Raw genomic sequence first — 16298 nt, forward strand, 5'->3', positions numbered from 1 at the left:
CTAATGCAACGGAGAAAGAGGAGTGCCCCCGCCATGCCGCCCCACGCCCGGCGCGTGATCGCGTTCGTCAACGTCGGCCATTTCATGGACCATCTGCTGATGCTGGTCTTCCCGACCGCCGTGCTCGGCATGGGGGAGAGCTTCGGGATGTCCTATGGGGAGCTTCTGCCCCTGTCGCTCGGCGGCTTCATCGCGTTCGGCGCCGGATCGCTTCCGGCGGGCTGGCTCGGCGACACGTGGAGCCGGCGGAACATGATGGCGGTGTTCTTCCTGGGTATGGGGGGCGCCGCCGTCCTCACCGGGCTGGCGTCCACGCCGATGGCGCTGGCGGTGGGGCTGACCGGCATCGGCCTGTTCGGCGCCATCTATCACCCGGTTGGCACGGCGCTGCTGACGGCGCACGCGCAGCGCATGGGCCGCGACATCGGGATCAACGGCGTTTACGGCAACCTCGGCATCGCTTTCGCCGCCCTGGCGACCGGCGGCCTGACGCAGTGGTTCGGCTGGCGGTGGGCCTTCGTCGTGCCGGGCGTTCTGTCGATGCTGGCGGGCGTCGCCCTGCTGGCGATGCTGCCCGACCTGCCCGCCGTCCGGAAGGCGGCGGCGCGGCAGGCGGCCCGGCTGCCGCGCGCCGTGGTCGTCCGCGCCTTCGCGGTGCTGGCGGTGACCACCGTGGCCGGCGGCGTGGTGTTCAACGCGGCGGTCATCGCCATGCCCAAGCTGTTCGACGAGCGGATGGCGGCGCTCGGCGCGACGCCCGTCGGCATCGGCGCCCTGGTGTTCGGCGTCTACGTCATCGGCGCCACGTCGCAGCTGATCGTCGGCCGTCTGGTGGACCGGCACACGCTGCGCCGGATCTTCGTCCCGCTGTCGGTGTTGCAGGCGCCCTGCCTGATGCTGGCCGCGACCTCCTCGGGCTGGACCCTGGTCGCCGTGGCGGTGGTGATGATGTTCGCGATCTTCGGGCAGGTGACCATCAACGACACCATGGTGGCGAAATACACCGACGAGGGATGGCGGGCGCGGGCCTACGCCGTCCGCTATCTGGTCTCCTTCGCGGCGAGCGCGGCGGCGGTGCCGCTGGTCGCGGTCCTGTACGAACGGTCGGGGGGCTTCGACGTCCTGTTCCCCGTGCTGGCGGCGGGCGGCGCGGCGATCTTCCTGTCCGCGCTGTTCTTCCCCGACCGCCCCGGCGAGGTGGAGGCGCGTCCGGCGCCCGCTCCCGCGACGGCCGGGTAAGGCGGCTACACCGCCGTGTCCTCCGTCGGCGCCGTCGCCCGCACGTATCGGGCGACGGTGTCGAGCAGCAGGGCCTTGTCCACCGGCTTGGTGATGGAGCCCTCCATGCCGGCGGCGCGGTAGCCGGCGACCTCGTCGGGCAAGGCGCTGGCGGTCAGCGCCAGGATCGGCGTGCGGGCCGCCGGGCCGGGCAGGGCACGGATGGCACGGGTCGCTTCCAGCCCGTCCATCACCGGCATGTGCACGTCCATCAGCACGAGGTCGAAGCGCTCGCGCCGCATCGCCTCCACCGCCTGGGCGCCGTCCTCCGCGCACACCACCGCGTGCCCGGCCAGGGTGAGCAGGCGGGTCACCAGCTCCCGGTTCATCGCCAGATCCTCGACGACGAGGATGCGTCCCGTTCCGGTGGCCGAAGCCGCGCGGGGCGCCTCGGCGGCCTCGTTCCCGGCTGGCGGTTCGCGCAGCGGCAGCGTGAACCAGAAGGTGCTGCCGACCCCGGTGCGGCTCGTCACGCCGATGCCGCCGCCCATGATCTCCGCCAACTGCCGGCTGATGGCGAGCCCAAGGCCGGTGCCCCCGTGGGAGCGGTCGATCTGCCCGAACTTCTGGAACAGCAGCGGCTGCTTGTCCTCCGGAATGCCGGGGCCGGTGTCGGTCACGGACAGGACGACGCGCGGTTCGGCCCCGCGCTCCGCCTGCCGGGTGACGCGGACGGTGACGCTGCCGGCCTCCGTGAACTTCACCGCGTTGCCCAGCAGATTCAGCAGGATCTGGCGGATGCGGTCGGGGTCGCCCAGCAACCGTTCCGGCACGTCGTCGGCCACGTCCAGATGCAGAGCCAGCCCCTTCTCTTCCGCCGCGAGACGGACGATGGCGCCGCAGCTTTCGACCAGCGGCCGGGGGGCGAAGGGCGCCTCGCGCAACTCCAGCCGTCCGGCCTCCAGCCGCGAGAAGTCCAGGATGTCGTTGATGACGGTCATCAAGGACCGGCCGGCGTCGCGCACGTGGGTGGCGAAGCGCTCCTGCTCCGGCGACAGCGGCGTTTCCAGCAGCAGGTTGGCGAAGCCGACGACGCCGTTCATCGGCGTGCGGATCTCGTGGCTCATGGTCGCCAGGAAGTCCGACTTGACGCGCGCCGCCTGTTCGGCCTGCCGTTTGGCCTCCAGCAGTTCGGTCTCGATGCCTTTGCGCTCGCTGACGTCGCGCAGGGCCGCGATCCATTCCTTCTGGCCGCTGGGCGGATCGACGATCAGGGACACCGCCGTCTCCGTCCAGATGACCCGGCCGTCCTTGCGCACCGCGCGGAAGGGCAGGACCACGCGGCCCGATACGGCAAGGCGGCTGTGCAGGGTGTGGAAGACCTCCTCGCGCTCGTCGGGGTGGATGAATTCGATGCGCGGCGTGCGCATCAGCTCCTCCGGCGTGTAGCCCAGCACCGCCGTCACCGAGGGTGAAACGTAGAGGCGCGTGCCGTCCAGCCGGGTGCGGAAGATGGCGTCCGACGCGTTGTCGGCGATCAGGCGGTAGCGTTCCTCGCTCTCCGCCAGGGCGTGCAGCGCCCGCGCCCGCTCCATCCCGTGCCGCAGCGCCACCGCCGCCAGGGCGCCCAGCCCGGCGACGCACAGCAGCCATACGACCGCCTGCCGGCGCGCGTCGATCCACCAGTCGCCCAGCGTGTCCTGCACCGCCGAGCCGATCACCACGACCAGCGGCAGCCCCTCCACCCGGCGGTAGGAGTAGGTGCGCTCCACCCCGTCCGTGGAGGCGATCTGCCGGAACCGTCCGACCGGCGCCTCGGGCAGATGCTTCCGGAACAGGGGGATGTCCGCGTAGCTGCGGCTCAGCATCTCCTCCTCGAACGGCTCGTTGACGATCAGGGCGCCGTCGAGGCGCAGCAGCGTCACCGCGCCCCGTTCGCCCGGATGCAGCGCCTTGTAGAAGGCGCGGAACCGCTGCGGCTCGACGATGGCGACCAGAACGCCGTCGAAGCGCCCGTCGACGGTGGTCAGACGGCGGCTGGCGCCGATGAACCACGCGCTGTTGTTGCGGCTGATCGCGGGCGCGCCGATGAACAGGCCGGCGTCCTGCTCCACCTGCGCCTTGAAGAAGTCGCGGTCGGCCAGATTGACGGGCGCCGGGTCCGGCCGCCCCGCGTGGTGGCGCACCCTGCCGTCCGGGCCGAGGATGGCCAACTGCCGGGCGTGCGTCATGGTCGCCAGATTGGCCTTCAGGATGCCGTGCGCCAGCGCGTCCGCATCCTGCCCCGTCTCGCGCAGGGAGCGCAGATGCGCGATGGTCGTCCGCAAGGTGCCGTCGATGGCCTGGAAACTGTGTTGGGTGTGCTCCTCCAGCGCGCGGGCCAGCTTGTCCGTCAACTCCTGCGAATCCGCCATGCGCTGCCGATGGCTCTGGTACAGGCCATGGCCGAACATCACCGTCAGCAGGCACAGCGCCGCGAGGCCGAAGACGAGGGACGGTGTGCGAACCGGCTTCATGGAGGCAAGACCCTGGAGGATGTCCTCGATCCTAACCGTGTCGCCGCCGTGCCGCCTGTGAAAAAAGCAAAGTTCCGACCCGTCGAACGCGCGGGGCTGAAAGAAAAACGGCGGAAGAGCCCTTCGACCCTTCCGCCGCGCAACATTCCAACGGACGGTGTGTCCGTTTGTTACTTCTTCAGCGCCGCGACGCCCGGCAGGTCCTTGCCTTCCAGCCATTCCAGGAAGGCGCCGCCGGCGGCGGAGATGTAGGTGAACTTGTCCTCGACCCCGGCGTGGGCCAGCGCCGCGACGGTGTCGCCGCCGCCGGCCACCGACAGCAGGCCGCCCTTTTCGGTGCGCGCTGCCACCAGACCGGCGACCGCGTTGGTGCCCGCGTCGAAGGGCTGGATCTCGAAGGCGCCCAGCGGGCCGTTCCACACGATGGTCTTGGCGCCCTGGAGCTTCAGGCCCAGGAACTCGACCGTCGCCGGGCCGACGTCCAGCGCCATCTCGTCCGCGCCGATGGCGTTCGCCTCGACGACGCGGTTGGCGGCGCCCGCCTTGAACTCCTTGGCGACGACGAAGTCCTTGGGCAGCAGGATTTCGCAGCCCGAGGCCTTGGCCGTCTCCATGATGGCGCGGGCCTGGTCGGCCATGTCCTTCTCGCACAGCGAGGCGCCGACATCGACACCCTGCGCGAACAGGAAGGTGTTGGCCATGCCGCCGCCCAGCGCCAGCATGTCGACCTTGCGGACCATGTTGCCGAGCAGGTCGAGCTTGGTGGAGATCTTGGCGCCGCCGACCACGGCGGCGACCGGACGCTCCGGCTTCTCCAGCGCCAGCGTCAGGGCCTTCAGCTCGGCCTCCATCAGGCGGCCGGCGGCCGACGGCAGCAGGCGGGCGACGCCCTCGGTCGAGGCGTGGGCGCGGTGCGCGGCGGAGAAGGCATCGTTGACGTAGAGGTCGCCCAGCTCGGCGATCTGCTTGGCGAAAGCCGGATCGTTCTTTTCTTCCTCAGCGTGGAAGCGGGTGTTCTCCAGCAGGACGATGGCGCCGGGGTGGACGGCGGCGATGGCGGCCTTGGCCTTCTCGCCGACGCAATCCTCGGCGAAGGCGACCTTCTGGCCGACCGCGCGGCTCAACTCCTCCAGCACCTGACGCAGCGAGTTCTTGGTGTCCGGACCACCCTTCGGCCGGCCGAAGTGCGACAGGACGACGACCTTGGCACCCTTCTGCGACAGCTCGGTCAGGGTCGGCGCCAGACGGTCGATGCGGGTGGTGTCGGAGACCTTGCCGTCCTGCACCGGGACGTTCAGGTCGGCGCGCACCAGCACCGTCTTCCCGTTCACGTCGAGGTCGTCGATGGTGTTGAACTCGGTCATGGCCGCTGTTTCCCCAAGCTGAAAATTTTGGGGCGCACCCAAGCACAGCCCCGCTTTCTTTGCAACGCCCCGCGTGGTCATCCCCCCGTGGCGAAATGGTGTGCGGCGAAAAGGCATGCGGTGAAAAGGCGTGCGGTGAAAAGGCGTGCGGCGAAAGGGGGCGGTGCTGGGCGCCCGCCCGAACCGTTCCATCTTCATTCCCATGAGCACCCAACCGTCTCCCCACACCGGCCCCCGTCCTGGCCCCCAGATCGCCCAGCGCCTCGCCTACGCGGCGAGCCAGTCGGCCCGCGTCGCGTGGTTCTTCGGGCAATACATGCTGGCCGCCCGTTTGAACGGCAGGACGCGCCTCCAGCGCCCGCCCGAAGGGCCGGTTCCCGACACCCGCGCCATTCTTGAGGAACTCCGCGCGCTGCTCGCCCGCGACCTCGCCAACATCGAGGCGGGCTACTACCGGCTGCCCCACGACCTCGTGCCCGATCCGCGCCGGATCCTGGCCGATGCCGCCGCCTTCTTCCGCGACGTGCCGGAGGTGCAGCGCCGCCGCCGCGACCGCATCGCGACGGAGGTGCGCGCCAACCCGCCGCCGGGCTCGGAAAGCCTGCCCGCCTACTACCGCCAGAACTTCCACTTCCAGACCGGCGGCTACCTGACGGAAGAAAGCGCCCGCCTCTACGACCATCAGGTGGAGGTGCTGTTCGGCGGCGGCGCCGACGCCATGCGCCGCCAGACTCTGGTTCCGATCTTCGAGCATCTGAAGACCCGCCGCGTCGCCGACTGCCGCCTGCTGGACGTGGCGGCCGGGACCGGGCGCTACCTGACCTTCGTGAAGGACAACCACCCGCGCCTGCCGGTCACCGCGCTCGACCTCTCCGCCGCCTATCTTCGCGAGGCGCGGCGCAACCTCGCCCCCTGGGCGCGCACGTCCTTCGCGGTCCAGGCGGCGGCGGAGGCCATGCCGCTGGCCGACGATTCACAGGACATCGTCACCTGCATCTACCTGTTCCACGAACTGCCGGCCAAAATCCGCGTCCAGGCCGCCCGCGAGATGGCCCGCGTGCTGAAGCCCGGCGGCATCCTGGTCTTCATGGACAGCCTGCAATACGGCGACAACCCGGCGATGGACGGGTTGCTCGACCTGTTCCCGCAGGCCTTCCACGAACCCTACTACGCCCATTACGCCCGCGACGACCTGGACGCGCTGTTCGCCGATGCGGGCTTCCGACCGCGAACCACATCGCTCGCCTACATGTCGAAGCTGCTGGTTCTGGAGAAGCCGTAACAAAAAGTTCACAAGTTTGGCGTTGCCGCAGCCGCCCGGACCGTATTCGTTCTGTAACTTGACCAGGGCAGTGGCCTGTGCAACACGGGTTTTACGGTCATAGACGGGGTGAATATGGTCGAGGCGGAGTCCAACCGGGAAACGGAACTGAAGCTGGCCGTCCGGCCTGAGGACATGGCGAAGCTCCGTTCGGCCCCGGCCATCGCATCCCGCGCCAGGGGGAAGGCGGCCAGCAAGACGCTGGAAAGTACCTATTTCGACACCGCCGATTTGCGGCTGGCGAGCCGTCTGGTGACGCTGCGCGTGCGCAAGGCGGGCGACCAGTACCTCCAGACCGTCAAGGGCGCCGCCGGCCCGGACGGGCTGGGCCGCGCCGAATGGGAATGCCCGGTTGCCGGTCCGGAGCCCGACCTGTCCCTGATCACCGCGCCGGATGCGCTCGACCTGCTCGGCCCGATCAGCGCGGCGGAACTGCGCCCCCTCTTCACCAGCCACATCCAGCGGACCATCCGCAACGTGACGGTCGGCGAGGGCGAGTCCGCCAGCAGCATCGAGGTGGCCTTCGACAGCGGCGACATCCGTACGCCGGAGGGCGCCTCCGTCGCGGTTTCCGAGGTCGAGCTGGAATTGAAGCAGGGCTCCCCCGCCGCCCTCTACGACCTTGCCCTGGAACTGGCCCAAACGGCCCCCCTGCGCCTCGACACCCGCACCAAGGCCCATCGCGGCTACGCCCTGGCGGAGGGCCGTGGCGACGCGGTGGTCAAGGCCGGCAAGCTGGAACTCACCCCCGACACCACCGTCGAGGGCGCGCTCGCCCGCATCGTGCGCGCTTGCGTCACCCACCTCGCCGCCAACGAGGCCGTGTCGGTCGAGGGCAAGGACCCGGAGGGCATCCACCAGATGCGCGTGGCGCTGCGCCGCCTGCGTTCGGCGCTCGCCCTGTTCCGCCCCTTCGTCCCGGCCGACCAGTACGGCTGGGCGGTGGGGGAGGTGAAGTGGCTGGCCGGCAACCTCGGCCCGGCGCGCGACTGGGACGTCTTCATCACCGAACTGCTGGAGCCGGTGCGCGAGGCCTTCCACCGCGCCGACGGGCACGGCAAGCCCTTGCAGGACGACCTTGACGCGCTGGCCGCCGCCGCCGGGGCCAAGCGCGACCGCGCCTACGACTCGGCCCGCGCCGCCATCCTGTCGGACCGCTACACCACCTTCCTGCTGCGCCTGGGATCCTGGGTGGAGGGGCGCGGCTGGCGCGCCCAGCCGGTCAGCGAGCATTCCGCCCGCCTGTTCGAGCCGGTGGAGGATCTCGCCGACCACCTGCTGTCACGCCGCCACAAGAAATCGCGCCGCGCCGGCCAGGGCTTTGCCGACCTCTCCGTCACCGAACGGCACGAGTTGCGCATCACCCTGAAGAAGCTGCGCTACGCGGCGGAGTTCTTCCGCAGCCTCTACGACGATAAGCCGGCGCGCCGCTATATCCAGCAGCTGTCCGCCTTCCAGGACGCGCTGGGCCACCTGAACGACGTGGCGACGGCGACGCGCCTGCTGCACGAACTGCACGACGACGGCAGCCGCCCCGAACCCGGCGAGCCGCGCGCCGCTGGCATCGTCATCGGCTGGCACGCGCGCGGTGTGATCGACGCCGAATCGACGCTGGTCGGCCTGTGGGAGGGCTTTGCCGGCGCGAAACCCTTCTGGTCAAAGCCCGAACGGTTGGCGTAGACTCGTCCGTCATGCGCACGATCCTGGTTGCCAACATCAAGGGTGGCTGCGGCAAGACCACCATCGCCACCCACCTGGCCGCCGCTTACGCCGGGGCGGGGCACAGCACCGTTCTGGCCGACGTGGACCGCCAGCGCTCCTCCCTCGGCTGGATCGACCGCCGCCCGGCCAGCGCGCCGACGCTGCTCGGCCTCGACTGGGCCAAGGACTTCACCGACACCCCGAAGGGCACCCGGCGCCTCGTCATCGACGCACCAGCCGCGCTGAAGACCAAGCAAATCGAGGAGCTGGTGAAGATGGCCGACCTCGTCGTCCTGCCGGTCCTCCCCGGCGCCTTCGACGAACAGGCGACCCAGCGCTTCCTCGACAAGCTCGACGAGCTGAAGTCCATCGCCCGGAACAAGAAGTCGGTCGCGGTGGTCGGCAACCGTCTGCGCGCCCGCACCAAGGCCGCCGACCGCCTGGACCAGTTTCTTGGCGGAGTGGGCCATCGCGTGGTGGCCCGTCTGCGCGACAGCCAGATCTACGCGGACGCCGCCGCGTCGGGCCTCAGCCTCTTCGACCTGACGGGGAAGCGGGCTGCGGACCACCGCGCCGATTGGGACCCGCTGCTGGCCTACATCGACGAAGCGTAAAGCGAAGGGCTCACATCCAACCGGCCTTCGCCGATGATCGGCCGGGCGGATTACACCCGCGCCACGATGAACAGCCGCTTGAAGGGGAACAGCGTGTTGCCGTCCGGGTGCTGCGGGTAGGCGGCCTCCAGTTTCCCCCGGTACGCGGCGAGGAAGGCGTCCAGTTCCTCGCCGGCCAGGGTCTCCAGCACCGGGACCAGCGTCGTGCCGCGCGTCCATTGCAGGACCGGCACGTCGCCGTTCAGCACTTGCAGATACTCGGTTTCCCAGATGTCCACGCGCTTGGCCAGCGGGCTCAGCCAGTCATAATAGTCCTGCGGCGCGTGCACCGGCTTGTGGCGCAGCGCCTTGTCCAGCTTTGCCGCCCACGGCCCCTCCGCCGCCGTCTCGTACAGCAGCGTGTGCGACGGCGCGTCGAAGTTGCGGGGCATCTGCACGGCCAGCACGCCGCCGGGGGCCAGCGTCTCCAGCAGTTCGGGGAACAGCCGCTCGTGGTCGTCCAGCCAGTGCAGGGCGGCGTTGGAGATCAGCAGGTCCACCGGCCAGTGCGGGCGCCACGTGCGCAGGTCGGCGCGCTGCCAACGCACACGGGATGCCGTTCCCTCCGCCCATTTCAGCATGGCGGGGGAGTTGTCCACGCCCAGCACGTCGGCGTTCGGCCAGCGCTCGGCCAGCAGGCGGGCGAGGTGCCCGCCGCCGCAGCCGAGGTCCACCACCGTTTTAGGATCCAGGGAGGGCAGCGCCGCCGCGAGGTCGTGGGCCGGGCGGCGGCGCCAGACGTCGAACAGCTCGTATTGTTCGGGATCCCATGGCATGTCCGACCCTCCCCCTTCCGATCAGGCGATCAGTGCACCCGGTGCCCGTCGGCGTGGCCGCGCCGGCGCGCGATCTCCGCGTCCATCCGGTCGTAATGCTTGGTCACCATGGTGAAGATCGCCACCACGCAGCCGACGGCCAGGATGATGCCGCCCCAGTAGAACGCCTCGTCCGCCGCGCGCGACGACGCCAGCAGCCCGATGAAAGCCATCAGGCCCAGGGCGCCCCCGGTGATCCACTTGCCCGTACCTTCCACGTCCCGTCCCTCTTCTTGGTTCGTTGCCTGTGGGCCGAATTCTGGGCAACCCCCGTCCGGAAATCAATGCGGCATGGATAAACCTCAGCCGGGAATCTCCAGCGCGAAGCGCGTCCCCTCGGCCGTGCTCTCCACCAGCCGCAGGTCGCCGCCGTGCGCCCGCAGCACTTCGCGCGCGATGGCGAGGCCGAGGCCGATCCCGCCCGCCCTTGCCGAGCCGGCGAAGGGCTGGAACAGGTTGTCCCGCGCCCGTGGCGGCAGGCCGGGCCCGTCGTCCGCCACCGTCACGACCACGGCATCCCCCCGCCGTTCCGCCGTGACGGTCACCGCGTCGGCGCCGGCCTGGACGGCGTTGCGCCCCAGATTGACCAGCGCCCGCGCCAGCTGCGCCGCGTCCGCCCGCACGGTCAGCCCCTCCGGCACCCGGTTGTCCCACCGCGCCTCCACCCGCGAACCATCTGGGCGCAGGCCTGCCAGAACCGCCGCCCCGGCCTCTTCGACGAGAGCTTGCAAATCCACCTCCGTCCGCTCCAGCGCCAGCACGCCGTCGCGGGTGTAGGCCAGGGTCTGGCCGCACAGCTCCACCGCCCGGTCGATGGAGGCCAGCAGCCGGGGCGTCACCCGCCGCGCCTCCGGATCGGCGCTTTCGCCCAGCCGCTCTGACAGCAGCGCGGCGGTGGACAGGATGGCGCGCAGGTCGTGGTTGATCTTGGCGACGGCGGTGCCCAGTGCGGCCAGCCGCTCCCGCTGGCGCAGCGCGGTGCGCACGGTGTCCTGCATGTCGGCCAGTTCGCGTTCCGCGATGCCGATCTCGTCGTTGCGGCGGCTCGGCTCGATGGGCGGCGTGGTGTCGGGGGCGCGGCGGAAGGCCACCATGCTCGCGGTCAGCCGCCGCATCGGCCGCACCAGCAGCCCGGTCAGCGCCAGGAACACGAGCCCCGCCGTGATGAAGGAAATCACGATGGACAGCGCCAGGATGCGGCCGGAGAAGTCCACCATCGCCAGGACCATCGGCCGCTCGTCCATCACCAGCTCGACCCGGTAGGCGGGGTCCTTGGGCGAATGGCCGATCACTTTGATGACGCGCCGGCCGCCCGCCGCCAGGGCGTCGAACGCGTCGATAATCAGCGTCATCGCGGTCGCGTCGCGCAGGTCGAAGGTGGCGTCCACCTCCGGCGGCATGGAGCGCGCCAGCATGTAGACGCGCGTGTCCGGCTGGACCAAATCGACGATGTGCGCGCCGACCAGGGCCAGCAGCTTTTCCTGAAGCTCCATCGCCACCCTAAGGTCTGGCGTCGCCTCCACCGAGAGTGCCGCGAGGTGGGCGGCGGCCAGCCGTTCCTCCAGATAGGTCAGGCGGAACCGTGCGACCGAGGGCGTGTAGATCAGCACCTCGGCCAGCATGACGAACAGCACCGTCAGCACCAGCAGCTTGGCCGACAGGCTTCTCGTCACGGGCGGGAGCGGCATTGCGGGAAACATCCAGAGAAAGGCCCGCGTATGCTAGGCCAAGTTCGTGCTGCCGTCACCCGAACCAGCGCAGGAACCGCACCAGCCGCCGCGTCCGTTCCCCAAACAAGGTCGGCGTGTAGAAGCTTCCCGCCGCGCGCTTGCCGGCCTCGGACAGGGTGGGGTAGGGCAGGGGCAGTCCCGCCACGTCCCCGACCGACATCCGCTTCGCCACCACGAGGCACCACAGCGCGATCTGCTCGCCCGCGTTCGCGCCGACGATCCCCGCCCCCAGCACCCGCCCGCGCCGCCCGACGACCAGCTTCACCAGCCCCTCGGTCTCGCCCTCCGTCCGGGCCCGGTCGTTTTCGGCGAAGGGCGCGCGCAGCACGCGCACCGCATCTCCGAACCGCTCCCGCGCCGCCGCCTCCGTCATCCCGACCTGCGCCAGTTCCGGGTCGGTGTAGGTCACCCAGGGCAAGGCGCCGTAATCCACTTTGGCCGGCAGCCGGAACAGCGCGTTCCGGATGACCACCGAGGCGTGCTGCCCCGCCACATGGGTGAAGGCCGGCCCGCCCGTCACGTCGCCCACGGCGAAGACGCGCCGGTTCGTGGTGCGCAGCCGCGCGTCCACCTCCACGCCCCGGTTTCCGAAGGCGATCCCCGCCGCCTCCAGCCCCATCCCCTCGACGTTCGGCACCCGCCCCGCCGCGACCAGCAGGTCGGAGCCCTCGACCCGCCGCCCGTCCTCCACCGCCACCGCCACGCCATCCCCGGCCCGCTCCACCCGAGCGACGCCCACCCCCTCGACGATGTCCACCCCCTCGGCCTCCAGCCGCCGCCGCACGACCTCGACCAGTTCCGGGTCGTCCTTGGGCAGCAGAGCGGCCTTCTCCACCACCGTCACCCGTGCCCCCAGCCGCCGGAACGCCTGCGCCATCTCCACCCCGATGGGGCCGCCGCCCAGCACCAGCAGATGCGCCGGCAACGCCGTCTGTTCGAACAGAGTCTCGTTGGTCAGGAACGGCACCGCGTCCAACCCCGGCACCGGCGGCACGGCGGCTCGCGATCCGGTCGCCAGCACGAAGCGCCGCGCCCGCACCAACACCCCCCCGGCCTCCACCGCATCCGGCCCGACGAAGCGCGCATTCTCCCGAAGGACCCTGGCGCCCAGCCCCTCGAACCGCTCCTGGCTGTCGTGCGGGGCAATGGCCGCGATGACCCCATGCACCCGCGCGTGCACCTCGGCAAAGTCCGACACCGGCCCGCGCTTCGCCGCTGCCAGCAACGTCTTCGACGGCACGCAGCCGGTGTTCAGGCAGTCGCCGCCCATGGCCCCTCGCTCGATCAGCACGGTGTCGGCGCCCATCTGCGCGGCCCCTGCCGCAACGGACAGACCGCCCGACCCGGCCCCGATCACGCACAGATCGCAGCGGATCTCCCTCATCGTTCCCGCCCATGATTTTTAAAGCGCCGAACGACCACTGGCAGCAGCGCCAGCACGCCCAGCCCCACCAGCGGCAGAAGCACCTCCGGCGCGAAGATCAGCCCCAGATCGGGCCGTCCCCCCGTGTCCAGCACCGCGCCCAGCCCGTTCCCCACCGACGCGTAGACCAGCGCCCCCGGCACGATGCCGATGAGGGTCGCCAGCGCATACACCCCCAGCGGCACGCCCAGCACCGCCGGCACCAGATTGACCAGCCAGAACGGGAACAGCGGCACCAGCCGCAGGAACAGCGTGTAGCTGAAGGCGTGCTCCCGGAACCCGCCCTCCAGCTTCGCGACCCACGGCCCGGCCTTGTCCCGCAGCACGCCCCCCAGGGCCGACCGCGCCGCCAGGAACACCGCGACCGCCCCCGCCGTCGCGCCGACGACCGCATAGCCCGCCGCCGCCAGCGTCCCGAACAGGAACCCCCCGGCCAGCGTCAACACCGTGGCGCCCGGTACGGAAAAGGCCACGGTCAGGGCGTACACTCCCACATAGGCGGCCACCGCCAGCGGCCCCTGCTCCTCCACGAAGCGCGCCAGACTCTCCCGATGCGCGGCCAGGGCATCGAGCGTCAGCTGCCGGTGCAGCCCGAGCGCCAGCGCCACCCCCAGCCCCACCACCAGCAGCCCAAGCGGCAGCCACCTGCGCACGTCCATGCCCTCCGTCCCGCGATCACCCCCATCCCACCTAACACCGCTCCCTACCCTCGGCCATTCACGCCCCCGTGAGCCCCTTCACGATTTCGTCACCGGTAACGGCTCTGGAGTCCGTCGCGCAAGATTGGTAAGACGTGCGGCATGAGCGACCTTGCCCGTCACATCGAAAGCCTGTCCCGCGCCCGTGTTCTGTGCGTCGGCGACGTTATGCTCGACCGCTTCATCTACGGCTCGGTCGACCGCGTCTCTCCCGAAGCGCCCATCCCGGTCCTGCGGATCGAGCGCGAGGCGTCCATGCTCGGCGGCGCCGGCAACGTGGCGGCCAACCTTATGGCGCTCGGCTCCGCCTGCCGCTTCGTCTCGGTGGTCGGCGAGGATCCGGCGGGTTTGGAGATCGTCCGCCTCGTCGCCAGGGAGACGGGCGACGGCGGCGGCCTCGTGTCCGAGCCCGGCCGCCAGACCACGGTCAAGACGCGCTTCATCGGCAACCGTCAGCAGCTTCTGCGCGCCGATGCCGAAACCGTCGCCGCCATCGACTCCGCCGAGGAGGTGATGGTCGCCGCCCGCACCGGCATGCTGACGGTGGGCGCTGTGATCCTGTCCGACTATGGCAAGGGCGTGCTGACCACCGACCTCGCCATGCAGTTGATCCACGCGGCGCGCGAGGCCGGCCTGCCCGTGGTCGTGGACCCCAAGGGCGACGACTACAGCCACTATCGCGGTGCCAGCGTCGTGACGCCCAACCGAAAGGAGCTGATGCAGGCCACCGGCATGCCCGCCGACACCGACGCCGAGGTCGAGGCCGCTTGCCGCTTCCTGATCGACGCCTGCGGGATCGAGGCCATCGTCGCGACGCGCAGCGAGCGCGGCATGTCCGTGGTCACCCGCGACCGCGCCACCCACCTGCCGGCCGAAGCGCGCGAGGTGTTCGACGTGTCGGGCGCCGGCGACACGGTGGTCGCCACCCTCACGGCCGCCCTGTCGGTGGGCATCGACCTGACCGACGCGGCCCGTCTCGCCAACCTCGCCGCCGGTATCGTCGTCGGAAAGGTCGGCACGGCGGTGGTGCGCGCGCCGGAACTCCTTTCCACGCTGCACCAGCAGGAATGGCGTCACGGCGAGGAAAAGGTCGCCACGCTGGCCCAGGCCGTGGAGCAGGCGGAGCGCTGGCGCCAGCGCGGCAAGCGCGTCGGCTTCACCAACGGCTGCTTCGACCTGCTGCACCCCGGCCATATTTCGTTGCTGAATCAGGCGAAGGCCGCCTGCGACGTTCTGATCGTCGGGCTGAACAGCGACGCCTCGGTCAAGCGCCTGAAGGGCGAGACCCGCCCCATCCAGAGCGAGACCGCCCGCGCCACCGTTCTCGCGTCGCTCGCCTGCGTCGATCGGGTGGTGATTTTCGGCGAGGACACGCCGGAAACGCTGATCCGCGCCCTGCGCCCCGACGTTCTGGTGAAAGGGGCGGACTACACCATCGCCACGGTGGTGGGATCCGATTTCGTGCAGAGCTACGGCGGTTCGGTAGTGCTGGCCCAACTGGTCGAGGGCCAGAGCACCACCAACACCATCAAGCGCATGGCGCGCTGATCCGAACTCCCTCCCGATCCTCCCCCATCCGTGACGGGGGAGGATCGCAGAGGAAGGCAACCGACCTTACATCTTCTTCTGGACGCTGTCCGCCGACCGCTCCATGGCGCGGCCACCGGCCTGCACGTCCTCGCCCGCGCCGGCGACGGTGTTGCAGGCGGCGAGGCTGGAACCCAGGGCGGCGCCGAGCACGGCGAACATCACGAACTTCTTCAGAGTACGCATGGTTGTCTCCCGGTTGCAGTGACGTGCAATCGCCGGAAAAACGCGGAAAAGGGGCAAAGGGTTTCCGATCCGCCGCGGAACAGAGGGGCAGATCCCCCGTTCAAAAGGATTAGGGAACCCGGAAGAGGAGGGTGCGCATGTTCGAGGGATTCGCTCGCCGTCGTGTCGCCACCAGCGGGGCGGAGATCAACGCGCTGGTTGGGGGCGAAGGCCCTCCGCTCCTGCTTTTGCACGGGTTTCCGCAGTCCCAAGTCATGTGGCATCGGGTCGCACCGATGCTGGCCGAACGCTTCACCGTGGTGGCCGCCGACCTGCGGGGGTACGGCGATTCGTCGAAGCCGCCGGGTGATCCGGCGCATGAGACGTACTCCAAACGCGCCGTCGCCAAGGATCAGGTCGAGATGATGGCGGCGCTGGGCTTCGACCGCTTCCGCTTGGCCGGCCATGACCGGGGCGCACGGGTGGCGCACCGCCTGACGCTCGACCACCCCAGCCGGGTGGAGCGCGTGGCCTTCCTCGACATCATCCCGACCGTCGAGGTGTTCGAGCGCGTCGATCAGGCCATGGGCATGGCCTATTACCACTGGTTCTTCCTGATCCAGCCCGACGGCCTGCCGGAGCACATGATCGGGCTGGATCCCGAATTCTACCTGCGCCGCGTGCTGGGCTCCATCAGCGGGACCGGCGACGTCTTCGACCCGGAGGCCGTGGCCGCCTACCTCCGCGCCTTCCGCGATCCCGCCACCGTCCACGCCATGTGCGAGGACTACCGGGCCGGCGCCAGCATCGACCTCGTCCACGACCGCGAGGACCGCGCCGCCGGCCGCAAGATCACCGGCCCGACGCTGGCCTTGTGGGGCAGCAACAGCACGGTCGGCCGCCTCTACGCCGACCCGCTGTCCATCTGGCGTCCGTACGCTCCGGCGATCCAGGGCCAGGCGCTGCCGGCCGGCCATTTCCTCCCGGAGGAAGCCCCGGAGGAGACGGTGCGGGCGCTGGTGGACTTCTTCGGGTAGCCATACCCCCTGAAACCCGCCCCAGCCAGGGCGCGACGTACTGCCCGACCCGCCCCCTCGGACGAACTGT

The 16298-nt window shown here is 70.4% G+C and carries 14 protein-coding genes; 6 read left to right on the plus strand and 8 right to left on the minus strand.

What is annotated here, in order from left to right:
• The first annotated feature begins 33 nt into the window (after positions 1–33).
• On the plus strand, positions 34–1239 hold the full coding sequence (locus J2852_RS22250) for an MFS transporter (RefSeq protein WP_209879902.1): 1206 nt from the start codon (positions 34–36) through the stop codon (positions 1237–1239).
• A 5-nt stretch (positions 1240–1244) separates the two neighbouring features.
• Here the strand turns inward: J2852_RS22250 and J2852_RS22255 are convergent, their stop codons facing one another.
• Together J2852_RS22255 and J2852_RS22260 are read right to left on the minus strand one after the other, a co-directional pair.
• Positions 1245–3734 (minus strand): ATP-binding protein, encoded by a 2490-nt coding sequence (locus J2852_RS22255; protein WP_209879905.1) that lies wholly within the window; start codon positions 3732–3734, stop codon positions 1245–1247.
• Positions 3735–3904: 170 nt separating this feature from the next.
• Entirely contained in the window at positions 3905–5098 is a 1194-nt protein-coding gene (locus J2852_RS22260) for a phosphoglycerate kinase (protein ID WP_209879908.1), read from the minus strand.
• 145 nt (positions 5099–5243) lie between these two features.
• On the opposite strand from J2852_RS22260, the gene J2852_RS22265 reads away from it, so the two are divergent.
• From J2852_RS22265 to J2852_RS22275, 3 genes are all read left to right on the plus strand, one after another.
• The gene (locus tag J2852_RS22265) at positions 5244–6380 is read left to right on the plus strand and encodes a class I SAM-dependent methyltransferase (protein WP_343206800.1); all 1137 of its coding nucleotides are present in this window, start codon (positions 5244–5246) and stop codon (positions 6378–6380) included.
• A gap of 114 nt (positions 6381–6494) precedes the next feature.
• Positions 6495–8099, plus strand: a complete 1605-nt coding sequence (locus J2852_RS22270; RefSeq protein ID WP_209879911.1) for a CYTH and CHAD domain-containing protein — start codon at positions 6495–6497, stop codon at positions 8097–8099.
• 11 nt (positions 8100–8110) lie between these two features.
• A complete protein-coding gene (locus J2852_RS22275; protein WP_209879914.1) occupies positions 8111–8734 on the plus strand; it encodes a ParA family protein in 624 nt (207 codons plus the stop codon).
• Between the two features lie 50 nt (positions 8735–8784).
• Here the strand turns inward: J2852_RS22275 and J2852_RS22280 are convergent, their stop codons facing one another.
• The 5 genes from J2852_RS22280 to J2852_RS22300 all read right to left on the minus strand — a co-directional run bounded on the left by J2852_RS22280 (position 8785) and on the right by J2852_RS22300 (position 13400).
• The gene (locus tag J2852_RS22280) at positions 8785–9549 is read right to left on the minus strand and encodes a methyltransferase domain-containing protein (RefSeq protein WP_209879917.1); all 765 of its coding nucleotides are present in this window, start codon (positions 9547–9549) and stop codon (positions 8785–8787) included.
• Positions 9550–9578: 29 nt separating this feature from the next.
• Complete coding sequence (locus tag J2852_RS22285) at positions 9579–9806, minus strand: respiratory nitrate reductase subunit gamma (protein ID WP_246499913.1); 228 nt, start codon at positions 9804–9806, stop codon at positions 9579–9581.
• Between the two features lie 84 nt (positions 9807–9890).
• Positions 9891–11276, minus strand: coding sequence for a sensor histidine kinase (locus tag J2852_RS22290; RefSeq protein ID WP_209879920.1), 1386 nt, complete (start codon positions 11274–11276; stop codon positions 9891–9893).
• 55 nt (positions 11277–11331) lie between these two features.
• Positions 11332–12702 (minus strand): dihydrolipoyl dehydrogenase family protein, encoded by a 1371-nt coding sequence (locus tag J2852_RS22295; RefSeq protein ID WP_209879923.1) that lies wholly within the window; start codon positions 12700–12702, stop codon positions 11332–11334.
• A complete protein-coding gene (locus J2852_RS22300; RefSeq protein ID WP_209879926.1) occupies positions 12699–13400 on the minus strand; it encodes a TVP38/TMEM64 family protein in 702 nt (233 codons plus the stop codon). The genes J2852_RS22295 and J2852_RS22300 overlap by 4 nt, the downstream gene beginning before the upstream one ends.
• Before the next feature lie 141 nt (positions 13401–13541).
• Between J2852_RS22300 and rfaE1 the strand changes: the two genes are divergently transcribed.
• Entirely contained in the window at positions 13542–14987 is a 1446-nt protein-coding gene (gene rfaE1 / locus J2852_RS22305; RefSeq protein WP_209879929.1) for a D-glycero-beta-D-manno-heptose-7-phosphate kinase, read from the plus strand.
• A 66-nt stretch (positions 14988–15053) separates the two neighbouring features.
• Here rfaE1 and J2852_RS22310 read toward each other — a convergent pair whose 3' ends face one another.
• A complete protein-coding gene (locus J2852_RS22310) occupies positions 15054–15212 on the minus strand; it encodes an entericidin A/B family lipoprotein (protein WP_209879932.1) in 159 nt (52 codons plus the stop codon).
• Between the two features lie 137 nt (positions 15213–15349).
• On the opposite strand from J2852_RS22310, the gene J2852_RS22315 reads away from it, so the two are divergent.
• Positions 15350–16228: an alpha/beta fold hydrolase gene (locus J2852_RS22315; RefSeq protein ID WP_209879935.1), complete on the plus strand. Its 879-nt coding sequence runs from the start codon at positions 15350–15352 to the stop codon at positions 16226–16228.
• Positions 16229–16298 lie beyond the last annotated feature (70 nt).

This window comes from Azospirillum soli, assembly GCF_017876165.1.
GTDB classification, from domain to species: Bacteria; Pseudomonadota; Alphaproteobacteria; order Azospirillales; family Azospirillaceae; genus Azospirillum; species Azospirillum soli.